Source organism: Xanthomonas sp. WHRI 7064, from assembly GCF_040202355.2.
Classification (GTDB): Bacteria; Pseudomonadota; Gammaproteobacteria; order Xanthomonadales; family Xanthomonadaceae; genus Xanthomonas; species Xanthomonas arboricola.
Window position 1 is genome coordinate 4,296,048 of the sequence record NZ_CP167821.1, and the last position, 19,164, is coordinate 4,315,211.

Annotated in this window: 14 protein-coding genes, 1 other RNA gene and 1 pseudogene; 3 read left to right on the top strand and 13 right to left on the bottom strand. The window is 65.8% G+C overall.

The window, feature by feature from the left end; genetic code table 11:
• The first annotated feature begins 215 nt into the window (after window positions 1-215).
• The 3 genes from ABQY74_RS18260 to ABQY74_RS18270 all read left to right on the top strand — a co-directional run bounded on the left by ABQY74_RS18260 (window position 216) and on the right by ABQY74_RS18270 (window position 8,070).
• Entirely contained in the window at window positions 216-1,457 is a 1,242-nt protein-coding gene (locus ABQY74_RS18260; protein ID WP_024938874.1) for an efflux RND transporter periplasmic adaptor subunit, read from the top strand.
• 93 nt (window positions 1,458-1,550) lie between these two features.
• Window positions 1,551-4,799, top strand: coding sequence for an efflux RND transporter permease subunit (locus ABQY74_RS18265; protein WP_349792620.1), 3,249 nt, complete (start codon window positions 1,551-1,553; stop codon window positions 4,797-4,799).
• Window positions 4,800-4,932: 133 nt separating this feature from the next.
• Entirely contained in the window at window positions 4,933-8,070 is a 3,138-nt protein-coding gene (locus tag ABQY74_RS18270) for an efflux RND transporter permease subunit (RefSeq protein ID WP_047130589.1), read from the top strand.
• Window positions 8,071-8,644: 574 nt separating this feature from the next.
• Here ABQY74_RS18270 and ABQY74_RS18275 read toward each other — a convergent pair.
• From ABQY74_RS18275 to ABQY74_RS18335, 13 genes and pseudogenes are all read right to left on the bottom strand, one after another.
• The gene (locus ABQY74_RS18275; protein ID WP_349792622.1) at window positions 8,645-10,012 is read right to left on the bottom strand and encodes a VOC family protein; all 1,368 of its coding nucleotides are present in this window, start codon (window positions 10,010-10,012) and stop codon (window positions 8,645-8,647) included.
• Window positions 10,013-10,340: 328 nt separating this feature from the next.
• Window positions 10,341-10,495 (bottom strand): annotated as a pseudogene (locus ABQY74_RS18280) (beta-ketoacyl-[acyl-carrier-protein] synthase II); the annotation flags it as partial.
• Window positions 10,483-10,560, bottom strand: a non-coding RNA gene (locus ABQY74_RS18285) — sX9 sRNA. The gene ABQY74_RS18285 and the pseudogene ABQY74_RS18280, both read right to left, overlap by 13 nt.
• A gap of 59 nt (window positions 10,561-10,619) precedes the next feature.
• Complete coding sequence (locus ABQY74_RS18290) at window positions 10,620-11,231, bottom strand: hypothetical protein (RefSeq protein WP_184231284.1); 612 nt, start codon at window positions 11,229-11,231, stop codon at window positions 10,620-10,622.
• 160 nt (window positions 11,232-11,391) lie between these two features.
• Window positions 11,392-11,979 (bottom strand): hypothetical protein, encoded by a 588-nt coding sequence (locus tag ABQY74_RS18295; RefSeq protein ID WP_184231283.1) that lies wholly within the window; start codon window positions 11,977-11,979, stop codon window positions 11,392-11,394.
• A 112-nt stretch (window positions 11,980-12,091) separates the two neighbouring features.
• Window positions 12,092-12,850, bottom strand: coding sequence for an HAD family hydrolase (locus ABQY74_RS18300; RefSeq protein ID WP_349792624.1), 759 nt, complete (start codon window positions 12,848-12,850; stop codon window positions 12,092-12,094).
• Between the two features lie 37 nt (window positions 12,851-12,887).
• Window positions 12,888-13,322 (bottom strand): EF-hand domain-containing protein, encoded by a 435-nt coding sequence (locus tag ABQY74_RS18305; protein ID WP_016903159.1) that lies wholly within the window; start codon window positions 13,320-13,322, stop codon window positions 12,888-12,890.
• 256 nt (window positions 13,323-13,578) lie between these two features.
• Complete coding sequence (locus tag ABQY74_RS18310) at window positions 13,579-13,941, bottom strand: EF-hand domain-containing protein (RefSeq protein WP_016903160.1); 363 nt, start codon at window positions 13,939-13,941, stop codon at window positions 13,579-13,581.
• Between the two features lie 224 nt (window positions 13,942-14,165).
• Window positions 14,166-14,543 carry a hypothetical protein gene (locus ABQY74_RS18315; RefSeq protein ID WP_039522427.1) on the bottom strand — a complete coding sequence of 126 codons (378 nt, stop codon included), beginning with the start codon at window positions 14,541-14,543 and terminating at the stop codon, window positions 14,166-14,168.
• A 137-nt stretch (window positions 14,544-14,680) separates the two neighbouring features.
• On the bottom strand, window positions 14,681-14,878 hold the full coding sequence (locus ABQY74_RS18320; RefSeq protein ID WP_016903162.1) for a CPXCG motif-containing cysteine-rich protein: 198 nt from the start codon (window positions 14,876-14,878) through the stop codon (window positions 14,681-14,683).
• An 80-nt stretch (window positions 14,879-14,958) separates the two neighbouring features.
• Window positions 14,959-15,609 carry a M15 family metallopeptidase gene (locus ABQY74_RS18325; protein ID WP_372469964.1) on the bottom strand — a complete coding sequence of 217 codons (651 nt, stop codon included), beginning with the start codon at window positions 15,607-15,609 and terminating at the stop codon, window positions 14,959-14,961.
• 337 nt (window positions 15,610-15,946) lie between these two features.
• Window positions 15,947-17,902, bottom strand: coding sequence for a peptidoglycan-binding protein (locus ABQY74_RS18330; RefSeq protein WP_349792626.1), 1,956 nt, complete (start codon window positions 17,900-17,902; stop codon window positions 15,947-15,949).
• Window positions 17,903-18,068: 166 nt separating this feature from the next.
• Window positions 18,069-18,851: a hypothetical protein gene (locus ABQY74_RS18335; protein WP_349792628.1), complete on the bottom strand. Its 783-nt coding sequence runs from the start codon at window positions 18,849-18,851 to the stop codon at window positions 18,069-18,071.
• Between the last annotated feature and the right edge of the window lie 313 nt (window positions 18,852-19,164).

Here is a 19,164-nt window from a genome sequence, read left to right on the forward strand (position 1 = left end):
CACGCTCGGTGGGCTGCAGTGGGGCTCGATTCAGTCCCGCGGTCAACCACATCGGCCCTGACGCGTTGCCGCTGCACTGCATCTGTGAACGCTGCAGTCGTTTCGTCCGGCGGGCCGTTACTTCAGTAACGCTCAATTGCCTGATCGCAACGATATGCTTCGCACAGCCGCCCCACGGTCGCACCAGCGCCCGGCCCGCCCTCAGGAGTTGTCGCATGTCGCGTTTTTGGAAGATCACACTGCTGGTCGTAGCGGTGCTCGTCGTGGTGTTCGTCGCAATGCGGATGTTCGGTGGGGGCAACCACGGCAAGCGGGCGGATGCGCCGGACGGCAATGGCACAGAGAACAGCGGCCCGGTACCGGTCACGGTCGTGGCCGCCACCACCCAGGATGTGCCGGTCTACGCCAGCGCACTGGGCACGGTGACCGCGCTCAATACCGTCACGGTCAGCCCGCAGGTCGGCGGCCAGCTGATGAGCCTGAATTTCAAGGAGGGCCAGGAAGTGAAGAAGGGCGAGCTGCTGGCGCAGATCGACCCGCGCACCCTGCAGGCCAGCTACGACCAGGCACTGGCGGCCAAGCGCCAGAACCAGGCGCTGCTGGCGACCTCGCGGGTGAACTACCAGCGCTCCAACGACCCGGCCTACAAGCAGTACGTCTCGCGCACAGACCTGGATACCCAGCGTAACCAGGTGGCGCAGTACGAGGCGGCGGTGTCGGCCAATGATGCACAGATGCGCTCGGCGCAGGTGCAGTTGCAGTTCACCCGCGTGACCGCGCCGATCGACGGCATCGCCGGCATCCGCGGCGTGGACGTGGGCAATATCGTCAGCGCCAGCTCCACCATCGTCACCCTGACCCAGATCCGCCCGATCTACGTGTCCTTCAACCTGCCCGAGCGCGAGTTGCAGGCGGTGCGCAGCGGCCAGGCGGCCGCCCCGCTGGACGTGGCGGCGCTGGATCGCGGCGATGCGCACGTGATCAGCGGCGACGGCAAGCTGGAGGTGATCGACAACCGCATCGCCGCCGACAGCGGCACCTTCGGTGCGCGTGCGATCTTCGCCAACACCGACAACGCCTTGTGGCCGGGCCAGTTCGTCAACGTGCGCCTGCAGCTGCGCACCATCTCCGGCGGCACCGTGGTGCCGACCCAGGCCGTGCAGCGCGGCCCGGACGGCGATTACGTCTACGTGGTCGGCAACGACAACACCGCGCAGATGCGCACCGTGGTGCAGGGCGTGGAAGTGGACGACAGCCATGTGCAGGTCACCAAGGGGCTCAAGCCGGGCGAGCGCGTGGTGACCGAAGGCCAGTTCCGGCTCAAGCCGGGCAGCAAGGTCAGCGCGCTCAAGCCGGGCGAAACCCCGCCGGAGCCGACCGAGGCAGAACTCAAGGCCGCGCAGGACAAGAGCCGTGGCGGCGCCGGCGGCCGACGCAGCGGCGGCGGCCCGCGCTAACTCGCGAGCACCGGCGACGGGCCTTCCGTCGCCGGTGTGCATCGGCGCTGCGCGCGCCGGCATCGATTGACGTCTTCAGCAAGGACACCCCCCGTGGGCTTTTCGACCATCTTCATCCGCCGTCCCATCGCCACCTCGTTGTTGATGGCGGGCATCCTGCTGCTGGGCATCCTGGGCTACCGGCAATTGCCGGTCTCGGCGCTGCCGGAAATCGACGCGCCCAGCCTGGTGGTCACCACCCAGTATCCCGGCGCCAACGCGACCACTATGGCCTCGCTGGTGACCACGCCGCTGGAGCGCCAGTTCGGGCAGATCTCCGGGCTGCAGATGATGACCTCCGATTCGTCGGCAGGCCTGTCCACGATCATCCTGCAGTTCTCGATGGACCGCGACATCGACATCGCCGCGCAGGATGTGCAGGCGGCGATCCGTCAGGCCACCCTGCCCTCGTCGCTGCCGTATCAACCGGTCTACAACCGGGTCAATCCGGCCGACGCGGCGATCCTGACCCTCAAGCTCACCTCCGACTCGCTGCCGCTGCGCGAGGTCAACCGCTATGCCGATGCGATCCTGGCCCAGCGCCTGTCGCAGGTGCCGGGCGTGGGGCTGGTGTCGATCGCCGGCAATGTGCGGCCTGCGGTGCGCATCCAGGTCAACCCGGCGCAGCTGTCGAACATGGGCCTGACCATGGAGTCGCTGCGCAGCGCGTTGACCCAGACCAATGTCAGCGCGCCCAAGGGTTCGCTCAACGGCAAGACCCAGTCCTACAGCATCGGCACCAACGACCAGCTCACCGACGCGGCGCAGTACCGCGAGACCATCATCAGCTACAGCAACGGCCGCCCGGTGCGGCTGGCCGATGTGGCCAACGTGGTCGACGGGGTGGAGAACGACCAGCTCGCCGCCTGGGCCGACGGCAAGCCGGCGGTGCTGCTGGAAATCCGCCGCCAGCCCGGTGCCAACATCGTGCAGACGGTGGAGCAGATCCGCAGCATCCTGCCGCAGCTGCAGGCGGTGCTGCCGGCCGACGTGCACCTGGAGGTGTTCTCCGACCGCACCGAAACCATCCGCGCCTCGGTGCACGAGGTCAAGTTCACCCTGGTGCTGACCATCGCGCTGGTGGTGGCGGTGATCTTCGTGTTCCTGCGCCGGTTGTGGGCCACCATCATTCCCTCGGTGGCGGTGCCGCTGTCGCTGGCCGGCACCTTCGGGGTGATGGCGTTTGCCGGCATGTCGCTGGACAACCTGTCGCTGATGGCGCTTGTGGTGGCGACCGGGTTCGTGGTCGACGATGCGATCGTGATGATCGAGAACATCGTGCGCTACATCGAACAGGGCAAGAGCGGGCCGGAGGCGGCCGAGATCGGCGCCAAGCAGATCGGCTTCACCGTGCTGTCGCTGACCGTATCGCTGGTGGCGGTGTTCCTGCCGCTGCTGCTGATGCCGGGCGTGACCGGGCGCCTGTTCCATGAGTTTGCGTGGGTGCTGTCGATTGCGGTGGTGATCTCGATGCTGGTGTCGCTGACGCTGACGCCGATGATGTGCGCCTACCTGCTCAAGCCCGACGCCCTGCCCGAAGGCGAGGACGCGCACGAACGCGCCGCCGCCGCCGGCAAGACCAACCTGTGGACGCGCACCGTGGGCGCCTACGAGCGCAGCCTGGACTGGGTGCTGGCACACCAGCCGCTGACCCTGGCGGTGGCGATCGGCGCGGTGGCGCTGACCGTGGTGCTGTACATGGCGATCCCCAAGGGCCTGCTGCCCGAGCAGGACACCGGCCTGATCACCGGCGTGGTGCAGGCCGACCAGAACGTGGCGTTCCCGCAGATGGAGCAGCGCACCCAGGCGGTGGCCGCGGCGCTGCAGAAAGACCCCGCCATGACCGGCGTGGCCGCCTTCATCGGTGCCGGCACCATGAACCCGACCATCAACCAGGGCCAGCTGTCGATCGTGCTGAAGACGCGTGGCGACCGCGAGGGCCTGGACGAGGTGCTGCCGCGCCTGCAAAAGGCGGTGGCCGGCATTCCCGGCGTGGCACTGTTCCTCAAGCCGGTGCAGGACGTCACCCTGGACACCCGCGTGGCCGCCACCGAGTACCAGTATTCGATGTCGGATGTGGACAGCAGCGAGCTGGCCACCTGGGCCGGGCGCATGACCGAGGCGATGCGCAAGCTGCCCGAGCTGGCCGACGTGGACAACAACCTGGCCAACCAGGGCCGGGCGCTGGAGCTGAGCATCGATCGCGACAAGGCCAGCATGCTCGGCGTGCCGATGCAGACCATCGACGACACGCTGTACGACGCCTTTGGCCAACGCCAGATCTCCACCATCTTCACCGAGCTCAATCAGTACCGGGTGGTGCTGGAAGTGGCGCCGGAATTCCGCAGCAGCACCGCATTGATGAACCAGCTGGCGGTGGCCAGCAACGGCAGCGGCGCGCTGACCGGCACCAATGCCACCAGCTTCGGCCAGTTGACCTCGTCCAACTCCTCCACCGCCACCGGCGTGGGCGCGCAGAACACCGGCATCGTGGTCGGCGCCGGCAGCATCATTCCGCTGGCCGCACTGGCCGAGGCCAAGGTCACCAACACGCCGTTGGTGGTCAGCCACCAGCAACAGCTGCCGGCGGTCACGATCTCGTTCAATCTGGCCCCGGGCCATTCGCTGTCGCAGGCGGTGGAGGCGATCGAGCAGGCGCGCCAGGATCTGAAGATCCCGACCCAGGTGCATGCGGCGTTCGTCGGCAAGGCGGCCGAATTCACCGGCAGCCAGACCGATATCGTGTGGCTGCTGCTGGCCTCGATCGTGGTGATCTACATCGTGCTGGGCGTGCTCTACGAGAGCTACATCCACCCGCTGACGATCATCTCCACGCTGCCGCCAGCCGGCGTCGGCGCGCTGCTGGCGCTGATGATGTGCGGGTTGAGCCTGTCGGTGGACGGCATCGTCGGCATCGTGCTGCTGATCGGCATCGTCAAGAAGAACGCGATCATGATGATCGACTTCGCCATCGACGCCCGCCGCGAAGGCGCCAATGCGCACGAAGCGATCCGGCGCGCCTGCCTGCTGCGTTTCCGCCCGATCATGATGACCACCGCCGCCGCGATGCTGGGCGCGCTGCCGCTGGCGCTGGGCACCGGCATCGGCTCGGAACTGCGGCGTCCGCTCGGCATCGCCATCGTCGGCGGCCTGCTGCTGTCGCAGCTGGTGACGCTGTACACCACGCCGGTGATCTACCTGTACATGGAACGTGCCGGCGAGCGGCTGCGTGACTGGCGCGCGCGGCGTGCCGCCCGCCGCGACGGCATGCCCCCGGCCTCCACCTCGGAGCGCCCGGCATGATGACCGGCGCAGCGATGGCTGATCGGTCTGCCTACCCACGGCACCGCCTTCCCGCACGCACGCATGGCAGCTGCGCTGGCTGTTGCCTTTCCCGATTCCCGAATCCCGATTCCCGATTCCCGGCAGTCACCCCATGAACATCTCCGCGCCCTTCATCAAGCGCCCGATCGGCACCGCGCTGCTGGCGATCGGTTTGTTCGTGATCGGATTGATGTGCTACCTGCGGCTGGGCGTGGCGGCGTTGCCGAACATCCAGATTCCGGTGATCTTCGTGCACGCCACGCAGTCCGGCGCCGATGCCAGCACCATGGCCTCCACCGTCACCGCACCGCTGGAACGCCACCTGGGTCAGCTGCCCGGCATCGACCGCATGCGCTCCTCCAGCTCGGAGAGCAGCAGCCTGGTGGTGCTGGTGTTCCAGAGCAATCGCAACATCGATTCGGCCGCGCAGGATGTGCAGACGGCAATCAACTCCTCGCAATCGGACCTGCCGTCCGGGCTTGGCACGCCGATCTATTCGAAAGCCAATCCCAACGACGACCCGGTCATCGCCATCGCGCTGACCTCGGACACGCAATCGGCCGATGAGCTCTACAACGTTGCCGACTCGCTGCTGGCGCAACGGCTGCGCCAGATCACCGGCATCAGCTCGGTCGATATCGCCGGCGCCTCCACGCCGGCGGTCCGCGTGGATGTGGATCTGCGCGCGCTCAACGCGCTGGGCCTGACCCCGGACGATCTGCGCAACGCGGTGCGCGCGGCCAACGTCACCTCGCCGACCGGATTCCTGTCCGACGGCAACACCACCATGGCGATCGTGGCCAACGATTCGGTGTCCAAGGCCGCCGATTTCGCCCAGCTGGCGATCTCCACCCAGTCCAATGGCCGCATCGTGCGGCTGGGCGACGTGGCCACCGTCTACGACGGCCAGCAGGATGCCTATCAAGCGGCCTGGTTCGACGGCAAACCAGCGGTGGTGATGTACGCCTTCACCCGCGCCGGCGCCAACATCGTCGAAACCGTGGACCAGGTGAAGGCGCAGATTCCCGAGCTACGCGCCTACCTGCAGCCCGGCACCAAGCTGACGCCCTACTTCGACCGCACACCCACCATCCGCGCCTCGCTGCACGAGGTGCAGGCCACGCTGATGATCAGCCTGGTGATGGTGATCCTGACCATGGCGCTGTTCCTGCGCCGCCTGGCGCCGACGCTGATCGCGGCGGTCACCGTGCCGCTGTCGCTGGCCGGCTCGGCGCTGGTGATGTACATGCTGGGTTTCACCTTGAACAACCTCAGCCTGCTGGCGCTGGTGATCGCCATTGGCTTTGTGGTCGACGATGCGATCGTGGTGATCGAAAACATCATGCGTCATCTGGACGAAGGCATGCCGCGTCTGGATGCCGCACTGGCCGGTGCGCGCGAGATCGGCTTCACCATCGTGTCGATCACTGCCTCGTTGGTGGCGGTGTTCATTCCGATGCTGTTTGCCAGCGGCATGATCGGCGCGTTCTTCCGCGAGTTCACCGTGACCCTGGTGGCGGCGATCGTGGTGTCGATGCTGGTGTCGCTGACCTTGACGCCGGCGCTGTGCAGCCGCTTTCTGTCCGCGCACACCGAGCCGGAAAAACCTGGCCGTTTCGGCGCCTGGCTGGACCGCATGCACGAGCGCATGCTCGCGGTGTACACGGTGGCGCTGGATTTCTCGCTGCGGCACGCCTTGCTGCTGTCGCTGACGCCGCTGCTGTTGATCGCCGCCACCGTCTTTCTCGGCGGCGCAGTCAAGAAGGGCTCGTTCCCGGCGCAGGACACCGGCCTGATCTGGGGCCGCGCCAATTCCAGCGCGACGGTGTCGTTTGCTGACATGGTCAGCCGCCAGCGCCGCATCACCGACATGCTGATGGCCGACCCGGCGGTGAAGACCGTCGGCGCGCGGCTGGGCTCCGGCCGGCAGGGTTCCAGCGCCTCGTTCAATATCGAATTGAAGAAGCGCGACGAAGGCCGCCGCGACACTACCGCGCAGGTGGTCGCACGCCTGAGCGCCAAGGCCGACCGCTACCCGGATCTGGATCTGCGCCTGCGCGCGATCCAGGACCTGCCCAGCGACGGCGGTGGCGGCACCAGCCAGGGTGCGCAGTACCGCGTTTCGCTGCAGGGCAACGACCTGGCACAGCTGCAGGAATGGCTGCCAAAACTGCAGGCCGCGTTGAAGAAGAATCCGCGCCTGCGCGATGTCGGCACCGACGTGGATACATCGGGTCTGCGCCAGAACATCGTGATCGACCGCGCCAAGGCCGCGCGCCTGGGCATTTCGGTCGGTGCCATCGATGGCGCGCTGTATGGCGCCTTCGGCCAGCGTTCCATTTCCACCATCTATTCGGATCTCAACCAGTACAGCGTGGTGGTCAATGCACTGCCCTCGCAGACGGCAACGCCCAAGGCGCTGGACCAGGTCTTCGTGCCCAACCGCGCTGGCCTGATGGTGCCGATCACCTCCGTCGCCACCCAGGTGCCCGGGCTGGCGCCGCCGCAGATCGTCCACGAAAACCAGTACACCACGATGGATCTGAGCTACAACCTCGCACCGGGCGTGAGCACCGGCGAGGCGGACCTGATCATCAAGTCCACCGTGGAAGGCTTGCGCATGCCCGACGGCATCCGCCTCAGCGGCGACGACAGCTTCAACGTGCAACTCAGCCCCAACTCGATGGGCGTATTGCTGCTGGCCGCGGTGCTCACCGTCTACATCGTGCTCGGCATGCTCTACGAGAGCCTGATCCATCCGGTGACCATCCTGTCCACGCTGCCGGCCGCCGGCGTCGGCGCGCTGCTGGCGTTGTTCCTCACCAACACCGAGTTGTCGGTGATCTCGATGATCGCATTGGTGTTGCTGATCGGCATCGTCAAGAAGAACGCGATCATGATGATCGACTTTGCGCTGGTGGCGCAGCGCGTGCACGGCATGGATGCGCGCGCGGCCGCACGCGAGGCCTCGATCGTGCGCTTCCGCCCGATCATGATGACCACGATGGTGGCGATCCTGGCCGCAGTGCCACTGGCGGTCGGCCTGGGCGAAGGCTCCGAACTGCGCCGCCCGCTGGGCATTGCGATGATCGGCGGGCTGATCTTCTCGCAGAGCCTGACCCTGCTCAGCACCCCGGCGCTGTACGTAATCTTCTCCTGCCTGAGCGAACGCTGGAAGGCGCGTCGCGCACGTGCGCGCGCACGCCGGGCAGAGCGCGCGGCGGCACGGCGCCCGGCGTCGGCACACTAAGGCGAAGCAGCACAAGCGCCGGTCTGCACGGACCGGTGCGTGCCGGCCGGCATGGCGGTGGCCCGCATCTTTCGCCATCGCTCGTCGATTGCCGGTATGCCGCCGGGGCATCGCTGCTGGCAGTGCATTTAAACGCGGCACGGTGATGCGAGCTGCAAATGCACGCTCGACTTACTTGCTTTCGGCCAGAGCCCAAGTGCTTGACCGCATCCAGACGACGCTGCGATCTGGGAGCTCGGTTGCCTTGACGTGTTGGACGGTATGGATGGATCAGTTATCGCGCGGCAGGTCCGCGGCCTGGTTGCAGGGCCCTTGCCCGCCTACCATCGCAGGACACGCCGCAAGTACGTCCGGGTAGGCGCTTACGCGGCATCCATGCCGCGTAAGGTCCCGCGACGGTAGGCGGGCAAGGACCTGTCGAGATGGTCGGTGTGCAAGATGCAAACAGTGCGTTACATGCGTTGTTCGGGCGACGGCGCGCCCAAAGCAATATGCACTGCGCGATCACGACACGCCATGCGCGACAAAGTCGGCAGACAGCAGGCGTGCAAACACGCACGCCGCGCCGTGACCGCTACACCAGCAACGCCTGCAGCGACGCCCGCTCCAGCTGCGCGTACAACGCGCACTCATCCTGCACCTGCGCGCCCAGCGCCTGTTCGAAACTGCGCTTGCTCGAATGGGCGGCATAGGCGCGTTGTTCGGCACCACCGAGATTGGACTGGAAGATACCGGCCGCGCTCACCGGCAGGAAATCTTCATAGATGATCGGATCGGCACTGAGCAGACCGAGCGCAATCGCGGTTTCTGCCGGCATTGCCGCCACCTGCGCGGGGTCGACACGTCCGGCCTCGGTCAGCGCATAGCGGAAATAGCCCAGACCTTCCTGACGCAGCACGGCTTCGTCGTCGGGAAATGCCACGAACGCGGTCTGCAGCCGCGTGGCGTAATCGGTGCCGGTGCTGCCCGCGCCATCGCTGTCGCGTGCCTGCGCCAGCAGCGCGTCGTACAGCGCGCGGCCCTTGGGCGTCAGCGCGAGCCCGCGTTGTTCGATCTCGCCAAAGCGCGCGGTATGCGTGCCGTGCTCGGCCTGCCCGCTGTCGCCGACAAAGCGCACCGGCTCCTCGAGTGCCTTGAAACTGGTCTGGCGCAGCAGGATCGGCACCCGACGACGCGGCGGTCCTTCGATCACCGCCTTGGCATCGATACCGGCGCGCTGCATCTGCGCCTGCGCCGCATCGATATCCAGCGTGCGTGGCGTCAGGTGGTTGATATGCGGGCCGTGGAAACTCACCACGTCGGCGATCAGCTTGTGCGCCTCGCTCAGCGCGCGGTAGGTCGGCAGCGATACCGTGGCATCGCCATGCCAGCGGAAGGTTTCCAGCGCTTCGTCCACGAACTGCTGCGCCTGCGCCGCCTCCAGCCCGCCATGGCGCTCGTGCTGTTCGATCAGCTCCAGCGCGGCGGCGGTGAAGATCTGCCGCTGCTCCAGGATCTGCGCCGCCTGCGCCCGCAGCGCGGCGTCTTCGATCAGCTCCAGCCGCAGCAACGAGGTGAACACGCGGAACGGATTGGCCGATAGCGCCGCCTCGTCGATCGGGCGGAACGCGGTGGAATGCACCGGCACACCGGCCACCGACAAATCGTAATAGCCCACCGGATGCATGCCCATCACCGCAAACAGCCGCCGCAACGTGGCCAGTTCCTGCGCCGTGCCGACGCGGATGGCGCCATGCCGTTCCAGATCCAGCCGCGCGCGCTCGTCGTTGCGTTGCAGGCGCGCGGCCAGGGCGGGATCGGCGCTCAGAGTGTCGGCGTTGACCTGCGCCACCAGCGTCATCAGGTCGCCGTACAACGGCACCTCGGCGCGATACATGTCCGACATCGCCTGCGCGAACAGGCTGCGGATGTGATCGGGGGAGACAAACACGGTATCGCGCATGGGCTGGTCTTGGCAGAGCCGGCCAACGCCGGCGTTGCGGCATTCTCGCCGACCGCGCCCTGCGGCGGCCAGCTGCACGGCAGCATGCCGGCGCCTGTGTTGCCGCGCAGACAGCCGCGCAGCCGATCGGTCACCTCACGGCTTGCCGCTGCGCGGGTTCCCACCAAGCGTGAAAAACGCGCCGAGTGGCGGCTGGCGATCCGGGGCGAGCAGTCGTCCGTTGGACGCGGATGGCAGGCACACTCGGAACCGTAGCGCACGGCGTGGTCCATGTCGGTCCTACTGCCAGCTGCGCCCGTGAGGCCGGGAGCGCAGTCATCTGGCTGGTCGCTCCGGGGATGGCCAACAAGCGCGAGAGGCCGCCAGCCTCGCCCAGGCTCAGGCCGACCCGGCGCGCACCGAACGGCTGGCACGGCTCCGGTGCCACTACTGCAGCCAGTTGACGCCGAATAGCACGCTGCCGCACCGGTAGCCGACACCACCTTGAGCCGGCAGCCGCCGGATGTGCGTGGGCGGCGCGCAGGAAACGCAGCGTACGAGTGGTACACGCCGGTTCCGAGCACGGCCGCACCCGCCTGGCGGCTATGCCGTCGGTTTGCCAGCCGCTTTAAAGCCCGGCCTGCGCCGCTGCCTCGGCCGCCTCGCTGGCCTGGCGCGCGGCTTCCAGCCGTTGCGCGTGATCGCCGAGCTGGCGGCGCAGCAGCGCGTCCAGGGTGATCGGACGTTCCCAGCGGTCGTAACTGGCGACGATGGCGTGCCGCAGCGCGCGCATATGCACGGTCTCCGGCGTGACCGACAGCCGCGTGATCACGCCCTCCCAGCCGTCATGATGGTCGCGGCTGTAGGCGCGTACTGTGTCGCGGCAGGACAACTGCAGCGTCTGCGCCCAGAAACAGGCGAAATAGATGTCGCCGGCGTGCCAGCCATGCACCTGCAACAGCGCCTGCACATAGCCGCGCGGGGTGCCGGTGTAACGCGCAACTTCGCCGATGAAACTGTCCGGGTAGCGCTGCGCGTAGCTGCCCATGTCGGCCAGATGCTGGTCCACCCAGGCATCCCCGGTGCCCGGCGTCACTGCCGGCGCAACAGCCGGTGCCGCAGCGGCAGGCGCAGGCGACGTCTGCGCAACTGCCAGCATTGGCAGCAGTAGCGCACTCAGCAGCGGCAGGGATCGCAACGGCGAGATGAACAGTGAAGGCATGCGCCGATGATGCCGCATGCCCGCGTCGCTGTCAGGCCGAGCGCTTGCGCCACCGACACAGGCGGCGCGCTCTCACCGCGCCAGCCGCGTGGTGTGCCCCGAGTCGAAACGGATGCGTAGCGCCGGCTCGCCACGAGCATTCGCATGTCTGGCGCGCGCACCGCCGCGCCGGCCGCGCTCAGCGCAGATCGTAAAAGCCGCCGTAGTGCACTTCGCGGCAGCCGCTGAGATCGCAGGCACCCACATAGCCCGGGCCGATGTAACGCTGCCGCGCATCGCGATTGTGCGGGCTGCTGTAAGGGTCCGGGCCATACAGACCATTGCCGTAATAGATCTGGCCGTACGGGCGGTTGCGCGACGCGCCCAGCCGCAGCCCGGCGCCATAACCGGGGTATCCGCGGGCGTCGCCGCCATAGGGGCCGTAGCGCTCGCCCGAATACCCGTCGGCAGCAAATACGCTGCTGCGCTCACGCCGGTCCGGCCGGGTCTGCAAGGTCGCGATGCTCTGGCCCTGGTCATCCACATAGCCCTGCTCGCGGTCGAAGCGCACCATGCGGAAATACACCAGCTCTCCCGCGTCCCGACGCGTACGCAGGCGGACATAGTTGCCGCCATCGTCGTAGTAAGGCTGACCGTCGCGAAAGATCACTTCGCTCGGGTTGATGACTTCTTCTTCGAGCTCGGCAGCCGTCAGTGACGGCGCGCCGCCTGACAGACCCAGCAATACGGCCAGGCTGACACGGCAGGTAAACGACAGCATGCGCATCGGTGATCCCTCCTAGTCGGCCAGGCACCCACGCCTGACCGGAAACGTCCTGTTGCTGGGCGCCGCCGGTTGCGCCGGCAGATCCAGGTCGCGGCGCTGGCCGCGACGGAAGTCAGCTTAGCGCGTGCTGCCGGGCCACTGCATCCAGCGCATGCACTGCGGCCGGCCAGCCGGCAGCGTCGGGCACTTCGCGCATGCGCGGCTCGTCGGCGGCCACGCCATGCTCCTGCTCGTGCGCCCAGGTCACCGCGTACGGGGTGTAGATCCCCCAGCCGCCGATGGCCAGCACCGGCTCCACGTCCGAGCGCAAGGAATTGCCGATCATCACAAAGCGCTGCGCCGGCAGGTCAAACTCAGCCAGCACGCGCGCATAGGTCTGGGGATCCTTTTCGGACACCACCTCCACGCGCGGAAACAGATCGGCCAGACCGGATTGTTCGATCTTCTGCTCCTGATGGAACAGGTCGCCCTTGGTGATCAGCACCACCGCATAGTCGACGGCAATTGCGCTGACCGCCTCGCGCACGCCGGTAATCACCTCCACCGGATGCTGCAGCGTGGCGCGGCCGATCTCGACGATGCGCTGGATGTCGCGTGCGGCGATGCGCGCCTGCGTCAGTTCGATCGCCGTCTCGATCATCGACAGCGTCATGCCCTTGGCGCCGTAGCCGAATACCTTGAGATTGCGCCGCTCCACCGCCAGCAGGTGCTGCTGCATGCGGCTGTCGCCCAGATCCAGGTAATCGGCCAGGATCGCTTCGAAATCCGCTTCGGCAGTGCGGTAATAGTCCTCGCTTTTCCAGAGGGTATCGTCGCCGTCGAAGCCGACCAGTTGGATCGCCTGGCCGTCGCGCTGTGCAGAAGAGGTCATCGCGCCAGTTTAGCAGCGCACTGGAGCGCTGCTGCGGTCAATCCCCCGCCGCGTCGCCCGGACCGGGCTGGTAGCTGGCGAATTCGTCGCGCGACAGGCGCCCATCGCCATTGCTGTCGAAGCCGGCAAAATTCTCGCGCAGGACCGGGTCTGCGCCGGCTTCGGCCACGGTCAATGAGCCGTCGGCGTCGCTGTCCAGGCTGCGGAAGGTCCGTGGCGCCAACGTGCCGGCCTGCGGCGCCAGTGCGGCCTCCGCACCGCCTTTGGCAGCCGATGGCGCTGCAGCGTCGGCCGGCAGCAAGGGCGTGGTGGCAGGCGGGGGTGGATCGATCGGCAACGGCGCCATTGCCGGTGTTGCCGTCCCTGTGGTGGAGGTCGCACGCGACGGGTTGGCTGGCGGCAACTCCGGCGGCGCCGCGAGCGCCCACAGTGGACTCGACAGGCCGACCAGCATGGCGATACGCAGCAGCATGAGAGTGTGCCGAAGGGACGAGCGGGCAAATCTAGCGCGGCGCACGTAAAGAAAACGGGAGCGACCCTGGCAGATCGCTCCCGCGTGTCCATCCTGTTACGTGGTCATGCTGCTACTTGCCGATCACGGGCATCCACGAAGCGATGCCACGGATCAAACGACAACAACCGCCCAAATGACTGCAATTGCGAAAGCTGCCTCCTGATGTCGAAAAAACACGTCAGCAAACGAACTCACTACCTTGCGACCTACTACCTCAGTTGCCTTGCGACCCACTTCCCGCTGCGCCGCCCTGCTGCTTGGCGACAAACGCCTTGTATTCGTCCGGGGTCAGCTTGCCGTTCTTGTCGGAATCGGCGTCATTGAAGATCTGCGCGAGCCCGGCATTGACCTGGGCCTCCTGTGTGCTGATGGCGCCGTCGCTATCGGTGTCGACGCTCGCCCAGGTCTGGCCGCCGCCGGACTGCGCAGGCTGTGCCGCAGTGGTGGCAGAGCTTCCCGACTGGGCCGACGTCGCGGCGGCATCCTGCTGCGTACTCTGCGCCATGGCCGGCAGCGCCAGGGCGGCGGCAAGAGCGGCGGTGGCGGCGAGCAGCGAGGTGCGGTTGCGATTCTTCATTGGGTGGTCTCCTTGGCTTGGGAATGCGCGGTGTCGCCGCACATGGCCCCACCTTACCCAGCCCGAATGAACGCAAAACCCGCCGCAATTTCGCGCAAAACATCCTCTTAACCACGCGTCGGACGTTTGCGCTTAGCCATCTGTTAGACATCGGTGAGCCAAACAGAAGCAGCTCATTCAATGCATCGAAATATGCGAACCGTGCCGCATTTCATAACGTAAATTTACGCATTCGGTGCCTCGTCATCCCAGCTTCCGGAGCTGAACAGTTTCCAACCCAGCACCACACCGGCGATCGCGCCGGCCACTTCCAGGATCACCCGCGATCCCAATTCGTTGGGATCGTGGATCTTGGCCAATGCCAGGCGCGCATACAGCGGCGACTCCAGCCGCACGATGCTGGTGTAGACGAGATTCCAGATGTCGTAGCCGCCGCCGATGGCGACCGCGAGCAGACAGGCAATACCCAGCGTGTGCCCGTGGGTGAAGTGCAGACGCCGGCCGATATGCTCGACCCCAGCGAAGACCAGCACACCCAGCACCAACGCGATCAGGCCAGCCTCCAGCGAACCGAGCAGACCGAAGTGCAGGGGCAGATTCATCGTGACGATCCAGGCAGCAGGCGCACCAGTCTAGCGGTTGCGGGTGACGGATCCCGGCCGGGGCCGCAAGCGCAGGCGCTTACGCGAATGAGGATCGGCCTAGCGCTACGAGCGCCCGATGCTGCGGCACGCCGCGCTCACGCATCATCCTGGCCGCGCGCACTCACCTGCGCCTCGCCTTCTTCATCCCATTGCACGCTGACCGAGATCGGCTTGCAGCACACCTGACAATCTTCGATGTAATGCTGGTCGCCGCCGGTCAGATCCAGCGTCAGGGTGATCCACTCCCCGCAATACGGGCAGGCGATATCGATAAAGCGTTCCGGGTCGGACATGGCAATTCCTTGCAGCAGCGTGGGGTGATGCACAACATGGACAGCACGGTGGCCGGAGTCACCGCCTGCGGCGCGGTTGCTTAGTTGACCGGCACATCGAACGCGGTATCCGGCATCGGCTCGGGGCGGAAGGTGAAATGCCACCACTCCATCGGGTAGTTGGCAAATCCCTCCGCCGCCATGGCTCGCAACAGCTGCTGGCGGTGGGCACGCTGGGCGGCGCTGATATCGCGCGCATCGGTATGCGCACGCGCATCGAAGAAATCGAAGTCGGTGCCCATCGCCACCGGCTGGCATGGGCCCTGCCGGCAATCGAGCAGGCCAAGGTCCAGCGTTGCGCCACGGCTATGCCCCGAAGTCTCGGCAATGTAGTCACCCAACAGCGCACGCTTGTCCACACGGGGGTAGTACTGCGCCTTGGTCGACTGATCCTGCAGATCCGCAGCCCAGGCCACGAAGGCCTGTACCGCGCGCACCGGCCGGTAGCAGTCGAACACCTGCAGTCGATATCCCTCGGCCTTGAGCGACCGCGCCACCCGCGCCAGCGCCTCCGCCGCCGGACGCAACAGATAGCACGTGGGCGCCTCATACCCCGGCACCACGTGCCCGGTGAAGTTGTTGCTGCCCGCATAACGCATGTCCACCGCAATCTCCGGCGCAAGGCCCTGCACATTGACCAGACCGGCTTGTGCGGCGGTTGTTGCCGGCGAGAGGATGGGAGCCGCTTGCACGTTGAGGCCTGCGCACAGAAGAACCAGCGCAGACACCTGCCACCCGATGCGCTGCAGGGTGCATGCGACGGGGTGCGATACGAGATTTACCGGGGATCGTGCTTGCGTCATGCGCCAAGCATAAGCCACCACAGGCAAGCTGCCTGCACAGAAGTGCTCGAACAGGCAAAGCACGTGGATCGCTTGACGAACAACGGCTCGGGACCGACAGACCGGATCGCTGCGCTCGCCATCCGCACATCGACGCACTATCCCCCCCTCCTGCGCAATCGCCAGTCCGGTCGAATGCCGGACTAGCCATTGCTGTCGCGCAGATTCGCAACCTGATGAGAGGTGCCTAGCGTGCAGGACCCGACTGCGTCTGCGCGGCCTGCGAGCGCTGCTGATCCTCCTGATTCTGCCGCTGCGTCTCGGCTGTGAGCTGTTGCTGACTCTGCTCCAGCGGCACCGATGCGGCCTGCTGCTTGTCCACGTAGGCACGATTCACATCGAGTGGGTTGTTGGGATTGCGCTCCACCGCAATCAACCCCTTGCCATTGGTGCTCGGCACCAACTCGTCGATACGCGACATCCCACTGACCTTGGCTTCGAATGCGATTTGGCTAGCGGCGCGCTGCATTTCGTCGCGACTATTGAAGCCGCCGTTCGGCCCATGCTTCTGAAGATGGTCCATTGCCTGCTTGAGCAACGGATCCACTGGACGTTGCGCTTCGACAGCGGCGGAAGCGGGGAACTTGGCCTCGCCACTATTCTTGGCCTGGCCCTGTTGCTTGCCGAGTGCTTCGAGCGTGGCCTTATCGGCAATACCCGTCGGATCCATGCCCTTCTCGCGCTGCAGGTTTGCCACCACTTCCTTGGTCTTGTCGCCGTAATAGCCGGTACCGGACAGCAATTTGCCGCTGTTGTCCTTTATCCCGAGTTCGATCAGGGCCTGCTGCATTGCCTTTACATCCGCACCTTGCTCGCCCGGTCGCAACGATGTGCGCGTTGGATGGTCCTGATGCTGCGACTGTGTCTGTTGCCTGTCCTGCAGCAGGTCGCGCGCCTTGGCGAATGGATCGGACGCAAACAACCTGGCGTTCTGGTTGTCGGCCAGATACTTGTCCAAAGGCATCGTATTGACGCCCTTTGTGCCGCTGGACTGGCTGACCTGCAGCTCGCCGCTCTTGGGGTCGCGCACCACCATCAGGATGTGATCGATGCCCTTCCAGTGGTCATGCCCCGAATTCCGGCTGGCGTCCACGCCAATGACCATGCCTTCCTTCAGCGCACCGGGCTTGAATACGTCCTGGCCTTGTAGCAACACGCCGGAATTGTCGAATGCTTTCTTGACGATGCCACCGGAGCCAGTCATTCCTTGCACCAGCATGTCCTGGCGGCCGAACACGTCGCGGCCGGCCTTCTGATTGATCTCCCGCATGGTGGCGTTCTGCAACTCAGAGACCCAGCCGGAGCAGTCGATGTAGCCCTGTTCCAGGTGCTTGCCGTCCACTCCGGGATGGTAGAGCCTGTGGCCCTTGATATTGATCGCGTACTTCACATCGTCGTACTTGACGCCCATCTCATACGCGGCGGTGAGCTTGATTGCGTCTTGACCGTCCTGCCCGGCCGCTGCAGCCGGATGCGACTGCACGCGGGCCGGCGCAGCCGGCTGTTGGGACTGGCCCTCGGCAACTGGCTTGATGCCCTTTTCAGGGATGGCGATATGGTCGAACTTGGTGTCCCAGTACTTCAGAAAGGTCTTGGCCATGTCCTGATCGGACATCTTCTTGAACTCGGCCAGCGAGCTGCCGGTGTAAGCCTCGAACTGTTTGGCACCGGCCGCATCCTTTTCGCGCGGCACATTGTTGATGATGTTCGCGCGCGTGTCTCCGCGCGCGAAGCTGCCGTCGGCAACCGCCTTCTGGATCGACCGATAGCCGGCAGCCCCCTGCTGGTGCGCCATGTACATATCCAGCCCATCGGGCTGCGGCTTGCCGGACAGGTACGGACGATTGTCTTTATCGTGCTGGCGGGTCAGTGACCTCGCATTGTCCTGATATAACCGCGCCGCGGCATCGGTATTGGCCACCGCATCCAGTTCACGGCCGCTGATGCCGTAGGCCGCGGCGGTACCAGGAGTGAACTGGAACAAGCCCTTGGCGCTGTTCGGGCCACGGCTGGCCTGCTCATCGAACCTGCCGCCGGTTTCGACATAGGCGAAACGCATGAAATCGTCGACTGGAATGTGGCGTTCCCTGGCCTCACGCTCGATGATGTCGAGGTTCTCGGCCTTCGTGTAGTCGCGTGCCATCTCGTGTTACTCCTTGAGGTTGATATACGGCGCTGGGCGCCGACAAGGTCAACCGAGCTCGTCCATGAGCTAATTGGTGTGCGGTCAACAAGACTGTTCGGTGTTGCAAGTCGCGGGTTCTTGCTGCTGCCGACGCGTCGCTCCGTGGAGCGGCGCACCGACCGATTCACTGGACTTCTTTCGGCAGGTACTGCCCGCTCGCCTGGTCGTATACATAGACCACCGCATCGGATGCATCGAGCATGCGCACCTGGCCAGGGCCGGAAATAACCGTGCCCTGCAACGCCACGTGCATGGCCGGCATCCGCTCGCCGGGGACCGGCTGGAAGCTCAGCGTGCCGCGGCTGGAGACGTGCGGAACGCTACCCTCTTCGTCGCTACTGAGCTCGTTGTCTTCGCCGGCTGCAAGCGTTCCCCGGTAGACCCAGCCCTGGTAATCGCCCAGGTCGTTCTTGTCCGGATCGAAGGTAAATAGCGCAAAGCCGAAGCTGGTGACGCCATTGCCGAAACTGGAGGTCGGCACTGCCAACAGCAGGTGACCGTTGTCCAGGATGTGCCGCTGCGGCTTGCGCGTTTCGTCGACCGCGTCGGCGCGCTCGTCGCCGCCGAAGCGGCCGACGTACTGTTGCGCGTGGAATAGCCTCCACGGCCGCTCGCTGTCCGGCGCGGTCAGCAGAAACGTGGCCTGGCTGATCGACACGCCTTCGCCCGGATCCGGAAAGGTCTCGGCTTCGTCATTGCCGTACTTGTTGGGCGTGGCGTAGGCGAAACCGGTGTAGTAGTGCTTGCCGTCCAGATCGAAGTGCTGGCCGTGCCAGAAACTGGCAACAGCACCGTTATCGATCTCGTACGAAAGCGCGCCGTCCCCATCCATGCCGTAAATCAGGTACAGCACGCTGCCCGGGTAGGGCGGTGCCACAGTGACGGCAACTTGAGTGTCGTTGGACATGTGCAGAACATCCTGTATGTATTGAAGAAGCCGGAAACACAACCGCAATCCCGACACGCCATGCCGCGTTGTCCGGCAAGCCACCCCGCTACGCATCACGGACATGGCCCGACCCGCAGAGACGCAGCTGTCGCAGACGCGGCTTCGGACAGAAAACGGTGAGTGCGATCCGGCCCCAAGGCAGGGGCGGTGATGGCGATTCGCGCATGGCAAACCGCAAGCCGGCGATCCACTCCGGCATTTCGGGCGAGTGCAGCATCCATTGCCGCTCGCGAATAACTCGCCTGATCATCAGGCCCCGTGGGCGAATCTT

Bases quoted from the DNA above. Each gene is read 5' to 3' on its own strand.
- ABQY74_RS18270 (WP_047130589.1), top strand. From the start codon at position 4,933: ATGAACATCTCCGCGCCCTTCATCAAGCGCCCGATCGGCACCGCGCTG.
- ABQY74_RS18330 (WP_349792626.1), bottom strand. From the start codon at position 17,902: ATGGCACGCGACTACACGAAGGCCGAGAACCTCGACATCATCGAGCGT.
- ABQY74_RS18310 (WP_016903160.1), bottom strand. From the start codon at position 13,941: ATGAAGAATCGCAACCGCACCTCGCTGCTCGCCGCCACCGCCGCTCTT.
- ABQY74_RS18290 (WP_184231284.1), bottom strand. From the start codon at position 11,231: ATGCGGCATCATCGGCGCATGCCTTCACTGTTCATCTCGCCGTTGCGA.
- ABQY74_RS18305 (WP_016903159.1), bottom strand. From the start codon at position 13,322: ATGCTGCTGCGTATCGCCATGCTGGTCGGCCTGTCGAGTCCACTGTGG.
- ABQY74_RS18260 (WP_024938874.1), top strand. From the start codon at position 216: ATGTCGCGTTTTTGGAAGATCACACTGCTGGTCGTAGCGGTGCTCGTC.
- ABQY74_RS18275 (WP_349792622.1), bottom strand. From the start codon at position 10,012: ATGCGCGATACCGTGTTTGTCTCCCCCGATCACATCCGCAGCCTGTTC.
- ABQY74_RS18300 (WP_349792624.1), bottom strand. From the start codon at position 12,850: ATGACCTCTTCTGCACAGCGCGACGGCCAGGCGATCCAACTGGTCGGC.
- ABQY74_RS18320 (WP_016903162.1), bottom strand. From the start codon at position 14,878: ATGTCCGACCCGGAACGCTTTATCGATATCGCCTGCCCGTATTGCGGG.
- ABQY74_RS18335 (WP_349792628.1), bottom strand. From the start codon at position 18,851: ATGTCCAACGACACTCAAGTTGCCGTCACTGTGGCACCGCCCTACCCG.
- ABQY74_RS18315 (WP_039522427.1), bottom strand. From the start codon at position 14,543: ATGAATCTGCCCCTGCACTTCGGTCTGCTCGGTTCGCTGGAGGCTGGC.
- ABQY74_RS18295 (WP_184231283.1), bottom strand. From the start codon at position 11,979: ATGCGCATGCTGTCGTTTACCTGCCGTGTCAGCCTGGCCGTATTGCTG.